This window comes from Streptomyces sp. NPDC104814, from assembly GCF_055583185.1.
Window position 1 is genome coordinate 658,836 of record NZ_JBVJOL010000001.1, and the last position, 16,969, is coordinate 675,804.

At 71.3% G+C, this 16,969-nt stretch carries 13 protein-coding genes, 1 tRNA gene and 1 pseudogene; 11 read left to right on the forward strand and 4 right to left on the reverse strand.

Going from position 1 to position 16,969, the window contains the following annotated elements:
• The first annotated feature begins 62 nt into the window (after nucleotides 1-62).
• Genes ACZ64A_RS02740 through ACZ64A_RS02775 form a run of 8 tightly spaced genes read left to right on the forward strand, consistent with a single transcriptional unit; the run spans nucleotide 63 to nucleotide 8,164 of the window.
• Entirely contained in the window at nucleotides 63-1,175 is a 1,113-nt protein-coding gene (locus tag ACZ64A_RS02740) for an inositol-3-phosphate synthase (RefSeq protein ID WP_469807764.1), read from the forward strand.
• On the forward strand, nucleotides 1,172-2,119 hold the full coding sequence (locus ACZ64A_RS02745; RefSeq protein ID WP_469807766.1) for an SCO3242 family prenyltransferase: 948 nt from the start codon (nucleotides 1,172-1,174) through the stop codon (nucleotides 2,117-2,119). Before ACZ64A_RS02740 ends, ACZ64A_RS02745 begins: the two co-directional genes overlap by 4 nt.
• The gene (locus ACZ64A_RS02750; protein ID WP_469807767.1) at nucleotides 2,116-2,964 is read left to right on the forward strand and encodes a sugar phosphate isomerase/epimerase family protein; all 849 of its coding nucleotides are present in this window, start codon (nucleotides 2,116-2,118) and stop codon (nucleotides 2,962-2,964) included. The genes ACZ64A_RS02745 and ACZ64A_RS02750 overlap by 4 nt, the downstream gene beginning before the upstream one ends.
• Complete coding sequence (locus ACZ64A_RS02755; protein ID WP_469807768.1) at nucleotides 2,961-3,563, forward strand: EboA domain-containing protein; 603 nt, start codon at nucleotides 2,961-2,963, stop codon at nucleotides 3,561-3,563. Before ACZ64A_RS02750 ends, ACZ64A_RS02755 begins: the two co-directional genes overlap by 4 nt.
• Nucleotides 3,563-4,411 carry a TatD family hydrolase gene (locus ACZ64A_RS02760; RefSeq protein ID WP_469807769.1) on the forward strand — a complete coding sequence of 283 codons (849 nt, stop codon included), beginning with the start codon at nucleotides 3,563-3,565 and terminating at the stop codon, nucleotides 4,409-4,411. Before ACZ64A_RS02755 ends, ACZ64A_RS02760 begins: the two co-directional genes overlap by 1 nt.
• A 5-nt stretch (nucleotides 4,412-4,416) precedes the next feature.
• Complete coding sequence (gene eboE, locus ACZ64A_RS02765; protein ID WP_469807771.1) at nucleotides 4,417-5,577, forward strand: metabolite traffic protein EboE; 1,161 nt, start codon at nucleotides 4,417-4,419, stop codon at nucleotides 5,575-5,577.
• A complete protein-coding gene (locus ACZ64A_RS02770; protein ID WP_469807772.1) occupies nucleotides 5,574-7,016 on the forward strand; it encodes a nucleotide pyrophosphatase/phosphodiesterase family protein in 1,443 nt (480 codons plus the stop codon). Before eboE ends, ACZ64A_RS02770 begins: the two co-directional genes overlap by 4 nt.
• The gene (locus ACZ64A_RS02775) at nucleotides 7,013-8,164 is read left to right on the forward strand and encodes a sugar phosphate isomerase/epimerase family protein (RefSeq protein WP_469807773.1); all 1,152 of its coding nucleotides are present in this window, start codon (nucleotides 7,013-7,015) and stop codon (nucleotides 8,162-8,164) included. The genes ACZ64A_RS02770 and ACZ64A_RS02775 overlap by 4 nt, the downstream gene beginning before the upstream one ends.
• A 48-nt stretch (nucleotides 8,165-8,212) precedes the next feature.
• On the opposite strand, the gene ACZ64A_RS02780 is transcribed toward ACZ64A_RS02775, so the two are convergent.
• Nucleotides 8,213-9,109, reverse strand: a complete 897-nt coding sequence (locus ACZ64A_RS02780) for an LLM class flavin-dependent oxidoreductase (RefSeq protein ID WP_469807775.1) — start codon at nucleotides 9,107-9,109, stop codon at nucleotides 8,213-8,215.
• Nucleotides 9,110-9,171: 62 nt separating this feature from the next.
• On the opposite strand from ACZ64A_RS02780, the gene ACZ64A_RS02785 reads away from it, so the two are divergent.
• Complete coding sequence (locus ACZ64A_RS02785) at nucleotides 9,172-9,612, forward strand: MarR family winged helix-turn-helix transcriptional regulator (RefSeq protein WP_469807776.1); 441 nt, start codon at nucleotides 9,172-9,174, stop codon at nucleotides 9,610-9,612.
• A gap of 147 nt (nucleotides 9,613-9,759) precedes the next feature.
• Nucleotides 9,760-9,844: transfer RNA gene (locus ACZ64A_RS02790), tRNA-Leu, on the forward strand.
• 455 nt (nucleotides 9,845-10,299) lie between these two features.
• On the opposite strand, the pseudogene ACZ64A_RS02795 reads toward ACZ64A_RS02790, so the two are convergent.
• Both ACZ64A_RS02795 and ACZ64A_RS02800 read right to left on the reverse strand, forming a co-directional pair.
• Nucleotides 10,300-12,434: pseudogene (locus ACZ64A_RS02795) on the reverse strand (UvrD-helicase domain-containing protein).
• 46 nt (nucleotides 12,435-12,480) lie between these two features.
• Complete coding sequence (locus ACZ64A_RS02800; RefSeq protein ID WP_469807777.1) at nucleotides 12,481-14,076, reverse strand: serine/threonine-protein kinase; 1,596 nt, start codon at nucleotides 14,074-14,076, stop codon at nucleotides 12,481-12,483.
• 211 nt (nucleotides 14,077-14,287) lie between these two features.
• Here ACZ64A_RS02800 and ACZ64A_RS02805 point away from each other — a divergent pair, with 211 nt between their 5' ends.
• Nucleotides 14,288-16,384, forward strand: a complete 2,097-nt coding sequence (locus ACZ64A_RS02805) for an AIPR family protein (RefSeq protein ID WP_469807778.1) — start codon at nucleotides 14,288-14,290, stop codon at nucleotides 16,382-16,384.
• Nucleotides 16,385-16,398: 14 nt separating this feature from the next.
• On the opposite strand, the gene ACZ64A_RS02810 is transcribed toward ACZ64A_RS02805, so the two are convergent.
• Nucleotides 16,399-16,833 (reverse strand): ATP-binding protein, encoded by a 435-nt coding sequence (locus ACZ64A_RS02810; protein WP_469807779.1) that lies wholly within the window; start codon nucleotides 16,831-16,833, stop codon nucleotides 16,399-16,401.
• Nucleotides 16,834-16,969: the final 136 nt, after the last annotated feature.

Here is a 16,969-nt window from a genome sequence, read left to right on the forward strand (position 1 = left end):
CCCGCCCGCCGTCTTCACCCCCAACCCCTTTCGAGGGTTCGCACGCGACAAGGAGGCTGCCCATGTCCGCGTCCCGTACCGGAGTCTGGCTGATAGGCGCCCGCGGTTCGGTCGCCACGACCGTGGTGGCGGGCTGCGCCGCGCTGACGGCGGCCCTGCACCCACCGACCGGGATGGTCACCGAGACCCCGGCGTTCGCCGCGGGCGGGCTGCCCCCGCTCGGCTCGCTGGTGTTCGGCGGCCACGACACCGTCGACTGCCCGCTGCCCAAACGCGCCGAGCAGCTGGCCGCTGCCGGGGTGCTGCCACACGGCCTGCCGTCGGCCGTCGCCGCCGAACTGGCCGCCGCCGAACGGGAGATCCGGCCCGGCGGCCCCCTGCCCGGCGACACCAGGGACGCGGACCGGCTGATCGAGACCTTCACCGCCGACCTGGCCGACTTCACCCGCAGAAACGATCTGGCACGGGTCGTCGTCGTGAACGTCGCCTCCACCGAACCCGCGCCCGCCGGCGGCGAACTGCCCGCCAGTTCCCTCTATGCGGCCGCCGCCCTGCGCGCCGGCTGCCCCTACGTCAACTTCACCCCCTCCACCGGCCTGCACCACCCGGCGCTCGCCGCTCCCGCCGCCGCGAGCGGGCTGCCGTACGCGGGCCGGGACGGCAAGACCGGGCAGACGCTGCTGCGTTCCGTCCTCGGCCCGATGTTCGCGCAGCGCTCGCTGACCGTGCGGGCCTGGTCCGGCACCAATCTGCTCGGCGGGGGCGACGGCGCCGCCCTGGCCGACCCGGCCGCCGCGGCCGCCAAGAACGCCGGCAAGGAACGCGTCCTCACCGACACTCTCGGCTCCGTCCCGCAGGGCGAGGTGCACATCGACGACGTTCCGGCGCTCGGCGACTTCAAGACCGCCTGGGACCACGTCGCCTTCGACGGCTTCCTCGGCGCCCGCATGGTCCTGCAGACCATCTGGCAGGGCTGCGACTCCGCCCTCGCCGCACCCCTCGTCCTCGACCTGGCCCGGCTGACCGCACGCGCCCACGAAGCCGGCCTGAGCGGCCCGCTCACCGACCTCGGCTTCTACTTCAAGGACCCGGTGGGGGACGGCCCGGCGGCGCTGGGCGAACAGTACGCGGCACTGCTGCGGTTCGCCGAGCGGCTCGGCGGGGGAGCGCGGTGAACCCCCGGCTGCGCGCCTGGGCCGAGCTGCTGCGGCTGCCCGCCCTGTGCACCGTCCCCGGGGACGTCCTGGCGGGCGCCGCCGCTGCCGCCGTACGGCCGAACCGGCGCACGCTCCTCGCCGTCGGCGCCTCCGTGTGCCTGTACGAGGCCGGCATGGCCCTCAACGACTGGGCGGACCGCGCCGAGGACGCCGTGGACCGCCCGCACCGGCCGCTCCCGTCGGGCCGCGTCAGCCCCGCCGCGGCCCTCACGGCGGCCGGTGCGCTCACGGCGGCCGGCCTGGGCCTGGCGGCCCGCGCCGGCCGCCCCGCCCTCACCGTCGCCGCACCGCTCGCGGCCACCGTCTGGGCGTACGACCTGGTCCTCAAGCACACCCCGGCCGGTCCCGCCGCGATGGCGGCGGCCCGCGCCCTCGACCTGCTGCTCGGCGCGGCCGCCACCGCGGGCGGCACCCGCGCGGCCGTGCCCTCCGCGGCCCTGCTCGGCACCCACACCCTCGCCGTCACGACGGTCTCCCGCACCGAGACCCGCGGCGGCTCCGCCGTGGCCCCCCTGGCCGCCCTGGCCACGACCGCCCTCCTCACCCACCGTCTCCCGGCAGCCCACGGCGACGCAGCCACCCGCGGGCTGCCGGGCCCCACGCCGACCAGCGCCCCCGGCCCTGCCCGGCACGCAGGCGGCACACCCGCCCCACGCTGGAGCGACCCCCTCGTCCCCGCCCTGACCGCCCTGTACGCCGCCACCGCCGCCCGCCCCTACACCCACGCCGCCCTCAACCCCTCGCCCCCGCTGACCCAGCGCGCCGTCGGCGCCGGAATCCGCGCCACGATCCCGCTCCAGGCCGCGCTCGCCGCCCGCTCCGGCGCCCGGTCCGGCGCGCTGCTCATCGCCGCCCTCGCCCCGCTCGGGGCCCGCCTCGCGAGGAAGGTGAGCATCACATGAGCCTCCGCTTCGGCTACGGCACCAACGGCCTGGCCGACCTGCGCCTCGACGACGCCCTCGCCCTGCTCGCCGGCCTCGGCTACGACGGCGTGGGCCTGACCCTCGACCACATGCACCTCGACCCGCTGGCCCCGGACCTCGCGGCCCGCACCCGCCGGGTCGCGCACCGGCTCGCGGCACTCGGGCTGGGCGTCACCGTGGAGACCGGCGCCCGCTACGTCCTCGACCCGCGCCGCAAACACGGCCCGTCCCTGCTCGACGCCGATCCCGACGACCGCGCCCGCCGCACCGGCCTGCTGCTGCGCGCCGTGAGCATCGCCGCCGACCTCGGCGCACACGCCGTGCACTGCTTCAGCGGCCTGCCCCCCGACGACACCGACGAGGACACCGCCTGGAAACGGCTCGCCGACGCCCTCACACCCGTGCTGGACGCGGCCGCCCTGGCCGGCGTCCCGCTCGCCGTGGAACCCGAACCCGGCCACCTGCTCGCCACCCTCGACGACTTCCACCGCCTGCGCCGCCTGCTCGGCGACCCGGAACCCCTCGGCCTCACCCTCGACATCGGCCACTGCCAGTGCCTGGAGCCGCTGCCGCCCGCCGACTGCGTCCGGGCCGCCGCGCCCTGGCTGCGGCACGTGCAGATCGAGGACATGCGCCGTGGCGTCCACGAACACCTTCCGTTCGGCGACGGCGAGATCGACTTCCCGCCCGTCCTCGCCGCCCTCGCCGACGCCGGCTACCAGGGCCTCACCGTCGTCGAACTGCCCCGCCACTCCCACGCGGGCCCGCACTTCGCTGCGCTCTCCCTGCCCTTCCTCAGGCACGCCGAAGGGAGCACCTCATGACCCACCCCACCGCCGACGACCTGCGCGGACGTCTCCCCGGGCCCGCCCGCGCCTGGCTCGACCGGGCGCTGGACGAGGCCACCGCGCACCCCGGCGCGCACGGCCCGATCTCCGTGTGGGAACTGCGCCTGGCCGAGGCGGGCCGGCGCTGCGGACCCGAGCACGCCGAGGCCGCACGCTCCCTCATCCTCGCCGCCGCCCGCCCCGCCCCCGACGCCCTCGCCCGCGTCTACCACCAGGGCACCGCCGAGGAACGCCTCGCCGTGCTGCGCGCGCTGCCCGGCCTCGTTGCCGGACCGGAGGCCCTGCCCCTCGTCGAGGACGCGCTGCGCACCAACGACACCCGGCTGCTCGCCGCCGCCGTCGGGCCGTACGCCGCCCGTCACCTCGACGCCCACGCCTGGCGGCACGCCGTACTGAAGTGCCTGTTCACCGGCGTGCCCGTCGACGCTGTCGCCGACCTGGACCGGCGCGCCCGCGGGGACGCCGAACTCGCCCGCATGCTGCGCGACTACGCCGCGGAACGCACCGCCGCCGGCCGTCGTGTCCCCGACGACCTGCGCCATGTGCTCGCCCTGACCGAGGAGGGGGATCGGTGATGCGCATCTTCGACCCGCACATCCACATGACGTCCCGCACGACCGACGACTACGCGGCGATGCACGCTGCCGGGGTACGCGCCGTGGTGGAGCCCGCCTTCTGGCTGGGCCAGCCCCGGACCGCTCCCGCCACCTTCCACGACTACTTCGACTCGCTGCTCGGCTGGGAACCCTTCCGCGCCGCCCAGTACGGCATCGCCCACCACTGCACGATCGCCCTCAACCCGAAGGAGGCCAACGACCCGCGCTGCATACCCGTCCTCGACGACCTGCCCCGCTACCTCGTCAAGGACCGCGTGGTCGCCGTCGGCGAGATCGGCTACGACTCCATGACACCCGCCGAGGACAAGGCCCTGGCCGTCCAGCTCCAGCTCGCCGCCGACCACGGCCTGCCCGCGCTGGTGCACACCCCGCACCGTGACAAGCTCGCCGGTCTGCGCCGCACCCTCGACCTGGTGCGCGAGTCGGCGCTGGCCCCCGAGCGGGTGCTGGTCGACCACCTCAACGAGACCACGGTGCGCGAGGCCAAGGACAGCGGCTGCTGGCTGGGCTTCTCGGTCTACCCGGACACCAAGATGGACGAGGCCCGCATGGTCGCCGTGCTGCGCACCTACGGCCCCGAACGGCTACTGGTGAACTCGGCCGCCGACTGGGGCCGCAGCGACCCCCTGAAGACCCGCAAGGTCGCCGACCTGATGCTGGCGGAAGGGTTCACCGAGGACGACGTGGACCGCGTCCTGTGGCGCAACCCCGTCGAGTTCTACGGGCTCAGCGGCCGCCTCGTCCTGGACGTGGCCGCGACCGGCCCCACCCACGAGGGCAACTCCGTGCTGCGCGGCGGGGAGTGACGCCGATGCGCTTCCGCCACCCCGACGGCTCCACGATCCACCTCTCCTACTGCACCAACGTCCACCCGGCCGAAACCCTCGACGGCGTCCGCGCGCAGCTGCGCGACCACTGCGAGCCGGTGCGCCGCCGCCTCGGGCGCGACCGGCTGGGCATCGGCCTGTGGCTCGCGCAGGACGCCGCCCGCTCCCTGGCCGCCGACCCGGCCGCGCTGCGCGGACTGCGCGACGAACTCGACCGGCGCGGCCTGGAGGTCGTCACCCTCAACGGCTTCCCGTACGAGGGATTCGGCGCCGATGAGGTCAAGTACCGCGTGTACCGGCCCGACTGGTCCGAGCCCGAGCGCCTCGACCACACCACCGCCCTCGCCCGTATCCTCACCGCCCTGCTCCCGGACGACGTCACCGAGGGCAGCATCTCCACCCTGCCGCTCGCCTGGCGCACCGCGGCCGACACCCACCGCGGGCTCGACGCACTGCGGGTGCTCGGCGAACGCCTCGACACGCTCGAGGAGTTGACCGGACGCAGCGTGCGGATCGGCCTGGAACCCGAGCCCGGGTGCGTCATCGAGACCACCGGTGACGCCCTCGCCCCCCTCGCCGCGGTCCGCCATCCCCGTATCGGCGTGTGCGTGGACACGTGCCACCTCGCCACCTCCTTCGAGGACCCGGACACCGCCCTGACCGCCCTCACCGCGGCCGGCGTTCCCGTCGTCAAGTCGCAGCTGTCCGCGGCGCTGCACGCCGAGCAGCCGCATCTGCCCGAGGTGCGGGAGGCGCTGGCCGCGTTCGCCGAGCCGCGCTTCCTGCACCAGACCCGCACCGCGACCGCCACCGGCCTGCGCGGCACCGACGACCTCGGTGACGCCCTGAGCGGTGACACGCTGCCCGACGCCACGCCCTGGCGGGCCCACTTCCATGTGCCGCTGCACGCCGACCCCGCACCGCCGCTGACCTCCACCCTGCCCGTCCTCAAGGCCGCCCTGGCCCGGCTGGCCGGCGGACCGCACCCCCTCACCCGCCACCTCGAGGTCGAGACCTACACCTGGCAGGCCCTGCCGCCCGAGCTGCGCCCCCGCACGCGGGAGCGGCTCGTCGACGGCATCGCCGCCGAACTCACCCTGGCCCGCGACCTGCTGACCGACCTCGGCCTGAAGGAGCTGCCATGAGCCGACCGGACGGAACCCGCACCGACACCGCCGAGCCGAACCCCCTCCTCGTCCTGGACGTCGTCGGCCTCACCCCCCGTCTGCTGGAGCACATGCCGCGCCTGAAGGCCCTCGCCGAGCACGGCTCCCGCGCCCCCCTCGACACCGTCCTGCCCGCCGTCACCTGCTCCGCCCAGGCCACCTTCCTCACCGGCGCCCACCCCGGTGAGCACGGCATCGTCGGCAACGGCTGGTACTTCCGCGACCTCGGCGACGTCCTGCTGTGGCGGCAGCACAACGCCCTGATCGAGGGCGACAAGGTGTGGGACGCCGCCCGCCGCGCCCACCCCGGCTACACCGTCGCCAACGTCTGCTGGTGGTACGCCATGGGCGCGGACACCGACTGGACCGTCACCCCCCGCCCGGTGTACTACGCCGACGGCCGCAAGGAACCCGACTGCTACACCTGGCCCCCGGCCCTCCACGACGAACTCACCGAGAAGTACGGCACGTTCCCCCTCTTCCACTACTGGGGACCCACCGCCGACCTCACCTCCAGCCGCTGGATCATCGACGCCACCCGTCACCTCAACCGCACCCGCCGGCCGGACCTGACCCTCTGCTACCTCCCGCACCTCGACTACGACCTCCAGCGTTACGGCCCCGACGACCCGCGCTCGCACCGTGCCGCCGCCGACCTCGACGCGGCCCTCGCCCCGCTGCTGGACGACGCCCGCGCGCAGGGCCGTACCGTGCTCGCCCTGTCGGAGTACGGCATCACGGCCGTGCGCCGCCCCGTCGACATCAACCGCGCCCTGCGCCGCGCCGGCCTGCTCCAGGTGCACACCCAGGACGGCATGGAGTACCTCGACGCGATGGCCTCCCGTGCCTTCGCCGTCGCCGACCACCAGATCGCCCATGTCTACGTCCGCCGCCCCGAGGACCTCGCCGCCACCCGCGCCGCCCTCGACCACCTGCCCGGCATCGACCGCCTGCTGGACGACGAGGGCAAGAAGGCCCACCACCTGGACCATCCCCGCGCCGGCGACCTCGTCGCCGTCGCGGACGAGGACGCCTGGTTCACGTACTACTACTGGCTCGACGACGCCCGCGCCCCCGACTTCGCTCGGCTCGTCGACATCCACCGCAAACCCGGCTACGACCCGGCCGAGCTGTTCATGGACCCGCTCGATCCGTATGTGAGACTCCGCGCGGCCGGCGCCCTGGCCCGCAAGAAGCTCGGCCTGCGCTACCGCATGGCGGTCGTGCCGCTGGACCCGGCACCCGTGCGCGGCAGCCACGGCCGCCTCCCCACGAGCGACGACGACGGTCCGCTCGTCCTGTGTTCCACCCCCCGCGCCGTCGGTGACCGCATCGCGGCCACCGACGTGAAGTCCCTGCTGCTCCACCTTGCCGGTCTCGACGGACCGGACCACCCTGGCGAAGAGAGGCACCCGTGAACGACATCCGCACCCCCGACGACCAGCTGCGCCGCTCCCTCGGCATCGGCCGCCGCTCCTTCCTGAGCACCTGCACCGCCGTCGCGGCCGGCGCGATCGCCGCGCCCGTCCTCGGCGCGGCCCCCGTGCACGCCGCCACCCCGGCGGCCGCGGAGAACGGCACCGCCAGAGGGCACGAGCTGGTGCCCGCCGACCGGCGCGGCATCATCCTGTACACCGTCCGCGACGCCATCGGCCGCGACCCGCTGACCAGCACCCTGCCCTCCGGCTTCCGCGCCGTCTTCGAGCAGCTGGCCCGGTTCGGCTACCGGCAGGTGGAGTTCGCCGGCTACGGCCAGCACGCCAACGCGCCCGGCGGGGCGAACCTGGAGTCCGCGCAGGGCGCCAGGCTGCTGCGCGGCTGGCTCGACGACTACGGGCTGCGCGCCCAGGGCAACCACGGCTTCATCCCGCCGTCCTGGCCGCTGACCAGCGCCGACCTGGACACCTTCAAGAAGCACCTGGAGATCGCGAACATCCTCGGCATGGCGCACATGGGCACCGGTGGCGACCCCACCTCCAGCGCCGTGAAGTCCGACTGGGACGTGGCCGCCGACAAGTGGAACGCCCTCGGCGAGATCGCCCGCGCCGCGGGGATCAAGCTGTACACCCACAACCACGACGCCGCCTACGGCTTCCTGCTGGACGGCGGCCCGCTCGACGCCCAGGGCCGGCCCACCCGCAGCTCCGGCCTGCGCAAGCTGGAGTACTTCCTCACCGTCACCGACCCGCAGCTGGTCTGGCTGGAGATGGACATCTTCTGGGCCCATGTGGCGCAGTACAAGTTCCGCACCTACACCGCCCACGACGGCTCCACGCAGACGAAGATCTTCGACCCGGCCGGCCTGGTCGAGCGGTACGACAAGCGCTACCCGCTCTTCCACGCCAAGGACGGCGTCGTGAACAACACCAACGGCATGGGCTACGACATGGTGCCGTTCGGCACCGGCGTGATCGACTACACGACGTTCTTCTCCCGCGTCGGCCACCGCAACTACCACAACCCGATGGTCGAGCAGGACAACGCGCCCAGCGCCGCCAACCCGGGCCAGTCGCTGGAGCACGCGGCGATCGGCTACCGGAACATGGCGGCCCTGCGCCGCAAGTGACGCAACCCCTGAGGAGGGGCAGCCCCGATGTCACGGGGAGGCCCCTCCTCAGGTGCCGGCGATGATCTCGTCGGCCAGCCACCGGGCGACGCCGACCGGGTACGGCCGGGGCAGGCTGAGCACGATGTGGTTCATCCCGGCGGCGACCAGCGCGGCGACCGTCTCGCGGGTCGCCGCCGGGTCGTCGTACGACACGAGCACCTGCACCGAGCGCTCGATCTCGCGCGGGTCGCGTCCGAGGTCCGCGCAGTGCGCGTCGAGGACGCGGGAGCGCTCGGCGACGAACTCCACGCTGTTGTGCGGCGGCCCGGGGACGTTCCAGGCGTCCGCGTGCTCGGCCACCAGTCGCAGCAGCCGGGTGCCCCAGCCGCCGATGAGCAGCGGGGGCCCCGGCCGCTGCACGGGCTTGGGCTCGTTGCGCGTGCCGTGGAGCCGGTAGTGACGGCCCTCGAAGTCGAAGACGTCCTCGGTCCACATCAGCTTGAGGATCTCGGCGGTCTCCGCGAGCCGCGCGATGCCCTCGGCGGGCGGCACCAGGTCGATCCCGTACGCCGCGTACTCCGCGATCGCCGGATTGGGCCCGGCGATCCCTCCGGCGCCAGCCGGCTGATGCGTGCCTCCGACGCCGAGCCCGAGGACGAGCCGCCCGCCGGAGATCACGTCGAGGGTGGCGGCCATCTTGCCGAGGAGGGCCGGCGGCCGGATCCGGTTGCTGGTCACCAGCAGTCCGAGCCGCAGCCGCTCGGTCTGCGCGGCGAGCGCGCTGAGCAGCGTCCAGCCCTCGTACACCTCGCCGTCCGCGGGGCCCGCGACCGGCAGCAGGTGGTCCCACAGCCACGCGTCCTCGATCTCCGGCACGGCGTCCGCCTCGAGCCAGACGCGGCGGATGTCCTCGTAGGACACGTGCATGGGGGTGGTCTTCAGGCCGAACCGAACAGTGGTCATGACGATCAGCGTAGTAAATCATCAGCGAAACTGACAGTCAGTTTCCCGAATACAGTCGGGGAATGGTCAGCGATCAGCAGCCCGCGCCGCTCGAGTCCCGGCTCGGCTACCTCCTCAAGCACGCACAGGCCCGTTTCGCCCGCCTCTCCGCCGAGGCCCTGGCGCCGCACGGGGTGGACGGCCACGAGCTGGCCGTTCTGGTCGTCCTCGCCGGCGGCGAACCGCTGTCGCAGGTGGAGGCGGCGGCCCGGCTCGGCGTCGACCGCACCACGATGGTCGCGCTGATCGACGGCCTGGAGGAGCACGGCCTGGTACAGCGCCGGCGCAGCCCCCTGGACCGCCGCAAGAACATCGTCGAGCTGACCGAGGCCGGCCGGGACTGCCTGCGCCGCGCGGAAGAGGCCCGCCGTGCCGCCGAGCGGCGCTTCCTCGCCGCGCTCGACGAGGACACGGCGGCGACGCTGGTCCGGGCACTGCGGACGCTCGCGACCGGCGAGGAGTGACCGCCCGGGCGCCCACGGTGACGGCCCTCTTCGACCCCGTCCGCGCCGCGCCCACCGCACGGATACGCAGGTGAAAGGCACTGCGAAACCTTGGTATGGTTGTCCTCGTCGCCGCGGGGAAGCCCCTCGCCGAGCGGCAGACACCTTGTCCGGGTGGCGGAATGGCAGACGCGCTAGCTTGAGGTGCTAGTGCCCTTTATCGGGCGTGGGGGTTCAAGTCCCCCCTCGGACACTCGTAGTAACAATACGGTAGCGAGGGCCTCGACCTATGGTCGCGGTCCTCGCTACGTTTTCGTAGCTGATGGTGACGCCCAGGGCTTCGTATGGGTCCTTCTTCTCGATGTCGGCGGGGTGGATGCGCTGTGCGATATCTTCGATTCTCTCAGTGATCGCCCCGATCTGGTCGGTGCTGAGTGGTGGTTCCGTCTTCCGGGTGGTGGCGGGCAGCGCGTCGAACTTCCTCTGCGCCTCTTCTTTGTTGCGCTGTGCTTCGTTGCTCCGCCAGGTGACGACGGCTGGGTCCGCTCCGGCTTCGAGGGCAGCCTGGTAGCGGGTGAGATGCCGCTCGCATTCCTCGCTTCCGCGTATCAGGTCAGCGCGAGGAGGAGAGGTAGCCGAAGAAGCGCGGTGAGCCCTCGGGGCCGGTCAGCGCTTCCAGACGGTACTTGTGTCCCTGCTGTCGGAGGCTCACCCGGTGAGGCCCGCCTCTTGCAGGAACGGGCTCGGTTTGCCGGACCAGGACACGTACAGCTGCTCGCGGGCCCGGGTGCAGGCGACGAACAGCAGGCAGCGTACGCTGAGGAGATCCGTACCGTGCTGGACCGCGTCGACATCAAGTGGTGTGACCGCCTTCGGGTAGGGAACGGCGCCCTCGTTCACGCCGAAGACGCCGATGCAGCGGAACTCGAGCCCCTTGAAGGCGTGCATGGTGCCCACGGCCACCTCGTCAGCGTCATCCGCGGACTCGGCGCGCAGTCTGCGTGCAGGGATACCGGCCTTTGACAGCCGGCTCACGACCGACCCGACACCCCGGTTGAAGCGGGTAGCGATGCCGATCTCTCCTGGTCGCACCCCAGAGGTGATCCACTTGCGGACCTGTTCCGCCAGTGCCTCCAGTTCCTCGTCCTGCCCATCGGTGTCGCGGGTCAGTGGCGTACCGCCGTGGAGCGCAGACCGGTAGCCGAAAAAGGTCTCCTCAATCTCGTCGTCGGCGAGTTCACCGATCGGTCGCCGGGCCAGCAACGAGACCGCCCAGCTAAGGATCTCCTGAGTGCTCCGGTAGTTCTTGCGTATCTTGGTTGACCGCCCGGAGACCTTGATGCCGAGGGCCTTGAGTGAGACCTTCGCGTCGTAGATCCGTTGGTGCGGATCGCCCGCGATGAACAGATCGTCGGGGCACTCGGGGACGGCGGCGCGCAGCAGTCGCCACTGCGCCGGATGAAGGTCCTGGACCTCGTCCACCACAATGTGGCGGTACAACGGTCCCGCATCCGCCAGGGAACGGGCTGCCTCGGCTGCGCGCTGGAGGTAGGTACAGCGCTGGTCCTCGGCGAGCAGTTCCTTGAAACGCTCGACCGCCTGCCACACCAGAGGCTTCCGGTCGGACGGCAGGGCGCTGCTACGGCCTCGCCGCTGTGCTGCCTGATACGCGCCCTGGTTGATGAGATCTTGGGCGAGCACCACGTGCCGGTACTCCTGTGCCAGAAACTGGGCTGTCCACGGCAAGCCCTGGTCGTCGATGACACGGATCCAGTACTGCTCTTCCTCGCTGCCGTTCAGCGGAGTAAGGGCAGGAGCGTTTGCGCGTGCGGCTGCCCGGTGCGCGAATGCGTCGACCGTGCACACGTCGACGCGGTCGAGAAGCCGTGGATCGTTCACCAGTTGCCGAAGGCCGGACCGCAGTGCGTGGACGAGCGCATTCGTGTACGTGGTGAGCAGGATCCGCTCACCGTCGCGCACATGACCCAGAAGGTGCCGGATTCGGTGCAGCGCGACAACCGTCTTGCCGGTCCCGGGTCCGCCGGTGACCTGGGCGGGACCGGAGTAACTGGGCCGGTACGCGATCCGGTGCTGGGAGGGGTGAAGGAAGACCCGCCAGGCCGCGAACGGCTTCTCCAGGATGTCTTGCAGCTCCTTTGAGGCCGTGACCAGCGTGATACGGGAGCGCGCGTTACGGATGGCCGTGTCGTAGTCGTGGGTGTCAGCGGGCTGCGCCCGGTAGGCCACGAGCTCCTGCCAGACCTGCTGGACGGAGAAGCCCTCAGCCAGGTGTTCCAGGACCTCGCGCTGGTCCGCCGACAGATACGGCGCGAACAGCTCCAGCTGCTCCTTGTCCACGAGGCTGCGCGCCTGGCGCAGGGTGTCCTCATCGACGCCGAGAGACTTGAGCTCCTTGTCGGTGACATGGTCGAACAGCCGCCGGTCCGGGGACTCTGCGGCCATCCGTTCGGCGGCCGGGGCGAGTTCCTCCAGCATCCCCGCGTCGCGGATCTCCACTGCTCGCGTCACCGCGTTGATGCTGGACTTCTGCTTCTTCGCCCAGGCGATCGCCGCGTCGTGCTGCATCACCTTCAGAAGGACGAAGATCTCTCCCGAGCCGGGGGCGAGGACGACACCGCGCCAGAAGTCGGTGATGCGGATGGTGCGGATGTGCGGGTCGCGGGCGTGCGTCAGCGACTCGAGCTTCAGCCCCGGATCCTTGAACAGCTGCTGGAGCGTCAGCTTCTCGAACTTCTCCCAGGCGCCGAAGACCCCTTTTTCACTGGCGGTTGCAGCTTGTGCAGCTCCGCGCAGAAGCCGATGTCAAAGGCGAGATGCGGCACGGTCGGCCTCCTGTCGGTTCGTGGGGAAGGAGCGAAAGGCCCCGATTCAGCTGCCGGTGCCGCCGGTGAGTTCGATACGGGTCAGGAGCTCGCGGACGCGCCCGGCCTCCGGGCTCGCCGGATCCAGGTCGCGCAGGAGACCACGCAGCACCCTGGCCGCCTCTCGTACCCGGTGCAATGTCAGCAGCAGAGCAGCGATCTTCTCCTGGAGTGCGAGCGCCTCCTCGCGGGCGGCGCCGGGAAGCAGGGCGCGGTACGCGTCGAGCGCCTGCTCGTGCTCGCCGAGCATGGCGTGGCACAGCGCGATCTGCTGCCGGTATTCGCGCATGTCCTCGCTGTCCGGTCCTTCCGTCCTGCCCGCAGCGGCGGCCAGCAGCTGGAAGGCAGCCAGCGCCCGACGGTAGTCGCCGCCTGCCAACAGTACGGCGGCGTACACCTGCCTGAGCCCCAGGAGCAGCGGGTCGTCGGACCCGGCTTGGTCGAGGATCTCCTCCAGCACGCCCGCGGCCTGCGAGTACCGCTCCTCCTCGAAGAGCCGCACCGCATGGTGCTCCGCCTCTTCGACGTCCTCCTCACTCACGCGGGGCACCGCGAAGGAGGGCGTGGAGACGGTCGCGGGTGCGGGCGGAGGAGCGGCTGCCGGATCCAGGACGGTCGGCGTGTACGGTACGAGCGGCTCGGCGGCGGGCCGTGGCCTTGCCTTCGGGGCGAGCGGAGCGCGATACGGGCGCGTCGGATCGGCGACACCGGCCGGTGCGGGCCCATCGGCGCCCGCGCTGCTCACCGGGAGATACGGCACCAGCCGCTCGTGGACGTCCTGCGCACTGTCCGGCCGGTCCTCGGGCGCCTTTGCCAGCAGCTCCAGTACGATCCGCTCCAGCGCCTGTGGCACTTCGGGACGCAGCACGCGCAGGGGTACCGGATCCTCGTGGACGTGCTGCAGCGCCGGATCACTGCTGCCGTCGAACACCTTCTTCCCGGCGAGCATCTCATGCAGGACGCACCCGAGGGCGTACAGATCGCTGCGCGGGCTCACTCCGACGCCGAGGAACTGCTCGGGCGCCATGTACTCACGCGTACCGACCATACGGCCGGTGTCGGTGATCTGCGTGACGTCCGTTCCGAGCACCGCGGCGACCCCGAAGTCGAGGACCTTCACCCAGCCGTCGGTGTCGATCATGATGTTGCTGGGCTTGAGGTCCCGGTGCACCACGGGCACAGCGTGCGCGTACGAGAGTACCGAGCACACCTGCGCCGCGACGGAGACCGCCCAGGCGACCGGCAGCGCACCGTGCTGCGCGAGGACGTCCCGCAGATCCTCACCGCGCACCAGCTGCATGACGAGGTACAGCTCCGCGACGCCGTCGGGTGAGTCATCCGGTTTGTCGATGGCCGCGTCGTACACGGCCGGCACACCCGGGTGCTCGATCTTGGCGGTCACTTTCGCCTCGCGCCGGAACCGACTGATCAACTCGGCCCGCTGTGCGGAGGTGTGCGCCTTGTCGGCGCGGATCTGTTTGATCGCGACAGGACGGTCGAGGCGGGTGTCGTACCCCTCCCACACCAGCCCCATGCCGCCGGGCATGGGCAGCGCCTTCAGCTCGTACCGATCCGCGACAAGTCTCGGATGCTGCGCTGTCATGCCGGTGGGCCTCCCCGTGATCGTTCCCGATCAGTCTGGCGGGTGAGGCAACGTCAGGTCCAGCCGCAGGGATTGCCATCGGCCATTGCCCGACACGGTCGGTAAGGGCCGGGCTAGGGTGGACGTGCGCGGAAACAAAAACAGCTGAATGAGCGTCACCGAGGTGTGAGAGATGAGCGGTACGGGGCGGGGACCTGTGAGGACGACACCCTTGGAGCTGCACCAGATCCGGACTGCTCTGACTCAGGCGTACCGCGGGCTCATCGACGAGAGTGATCTTCAGCGGAATTCCGAGCAGGAGCGAGGACGCGCCTTCCTGTCACGTGCCGTGGCCGCCACGGCGATCCGCCGGGTGACGGGCTGGGAGCCCAAGGCCTGTGCCGAAGCGGTGATCGACGGAAGCGACGACAACGGCATCGACGCCGTGGCGGTCACCGATGGCGCCCAGGTGTGGCTGGTCCAGGCGAAGTGGAGCGACAAAGGTACGGCGGGATTCCACACGGACGCGGCCCGCGCGTTCGTCGACGGGCTGCGCCTGCTGGAGCAGCGGCAGTTCGACGCGTTCAACAACAAGCTGCAGCCCTTCACGGCGCTTCTCGACTCGGCGATGGGTGATACCAACCTCAAGATCACCCTGATCATCGCGGTAGTCGGAAGCGACCCGCTCAGCTCCCACACCACCACCATTCTCGACCGGGCCGTCGAGGACCACCACGGCCACGGGCCGATGCTGGCGTACCAGCTCATGGGGACCGGGGAGCTGCTGCGGCAGCTGAGGGAGGATCGTACCCCCGACCCCGTGAACGTGACGGTGCGGATGCCGAAGTGGGTGCACCGCGACATCCCGTTCCTGGCCTACCAGGGCAGCGTGGCCGCCCGTGACATCGCAGCCTGGTACGAGGACCACGGTGCCCGTCTGTTCTCGCAGAACATCCGGCAGTCGCTGGGGCGGACCCGTATCAATTCCGGCATCGAGAAGACGCTCAAGGACGAGCCCGAGAACTTCTGGTACTTCAACAACGGCATCACGATTTTGTGCGACAGGATCGAGCCCTACTACCCCGACCGCCGCCGTCCCGACCATCCCGTGGAACTGAGGCTCACGCATGTCAGCGTGGTCAACGGCGCTCAGACGGTCACCTCCATCCACAAGGCGATGCAGGTGACCCCGGACACCGTCGAGGACGCCGATGTGATGGTCCGGGTCATCTCCCTGGGCGACGAACGCACCGAGTACGCGGCACGCATCACCGAGACCACGAACACCCAGAACGATGTCTCGCGACGGGACTTCATCGCCCTCGACGAGACACAGGCGCTCATCCGCGAGGACTTCGATCTGACCCTGGGCAAGACGTACGTCTACAAGCGCGGCGAGGCCGATCCCGCGCCGGAGTCCGGCTGCTCCGTCGTGCACGCGGCCGTCGCCCTCGCCTGCGCCCGCCGGACCCCTGAACTCACCGTACGGGCCAAGCGGGACACCGATCTGCTGTGGGAGCGAGGCGACGGGGGCGCCTACTCCCGGCTCTTCGGTGAGGCCCCGAGCGCCTTCCGTATCTGGCGCTGCGTGCAGATCCAGTGGGAGGTGGGCAAGGCCCTCGACGTCCTGCGCAAGCGCCTTCGGGGGCGAGCCCAGGACACGGCCCAGCGCGGCGACCTGCTGATCACGCATCTGGTCTTCCAGCTGCTCGACCTTGCGGACATCGACGAGCCGGGTTACCCGCTCGATTCCGTGCTGGAGTCTGTCCCGAAGCTGACCGAATCTGTTCTCTCCTGGCTCATCTACAGGGTGGACGAGGAATACGGTCCCACGTCCTTCCTCACGAGTACGTTCACCAACGAGACGCGGTGCAGGGAACTGGCACGGATCGTGGCGCAGGATGTCGGCGGCAGGGCCTCCGTGCCGCAGCTGGCCGACGACTACCAGCCGCCGGCCCAGCAGAAGCGTCGGCGCCGTCGCCCCAACGTCGTGCCGACCCTCGTCAACGCCGGGATCCTCGCGGAGGGGACACCGCTGGTGTATGTCCCGTACAACGCTCCGGAAACGCGAGCCACTAAGGAGTGGCTCGCGGCGGACGAGCGAAGGTCGCAGGCCCGGTGGCAGAACGACCGCACGAAGCCGCTCATCTGGTCCTACGACGGCAAGGCCTACTCGGCCAGCGGCCTCGTCACCCATATCTGGGAGCTCGCAGGGTGGGAGGAAGCCCCGGTGGCGGTGCAGGGCCCGGCGCGCTGGGTGCTCGACGGCAAGCGCAACCTGTGGGAGCTTGCCAAGGAATGGCTGGCCGCCCAGGAGGAAGAGGGCTGACCAGGGTTGCTTCCTCACGAGGTCTCGTTCAGGGTGTACTCGGCCCAGACCGTCTTGCCGATGTGCTGGCGAGGCTCCACGCCCCAGCGGCTGGCGAGCGCGGCGACCAGGAGGAGGCCGCGACCGGCCTCGGTTTCCGGGAGCTGAGGTGCGCCGGTGACGTGGGGCAGGCGCTCGCCCCGGGCGTCCGACACCGCGATACGAAGGGTCGGGCCGGCGAGGACGAGGGCGAGCTCGAAGTCCCGGCCATGTACTCGGCCGTGGGTGACGGCGTTGGAGGCGAGCTCGGCGACGATGACGGCCGCGTTGCCGGAGCCTTCGGAACTGTAGGGCAATCCCCAGTCATCGAGTTGCTGCACGGCGAGCAGGCGGGCAAGGCGCGCGCCCTTGGGGGTGGAGCTGAAACGCTGGGTGAACACACGTACGGTGACAGAGGTGTGGGGTGGCATGACTCCACAGTTCCGCTGGTGGAGGGCGGGTGACCAGCGGCGACGCTCGTACTGTGGGGACTGTACGGGCTCATGGGGTGGACAGTACGCGTAACAGGCCGTGACCATGGATGAGTTGGGCGGGGAGCGGATGGTA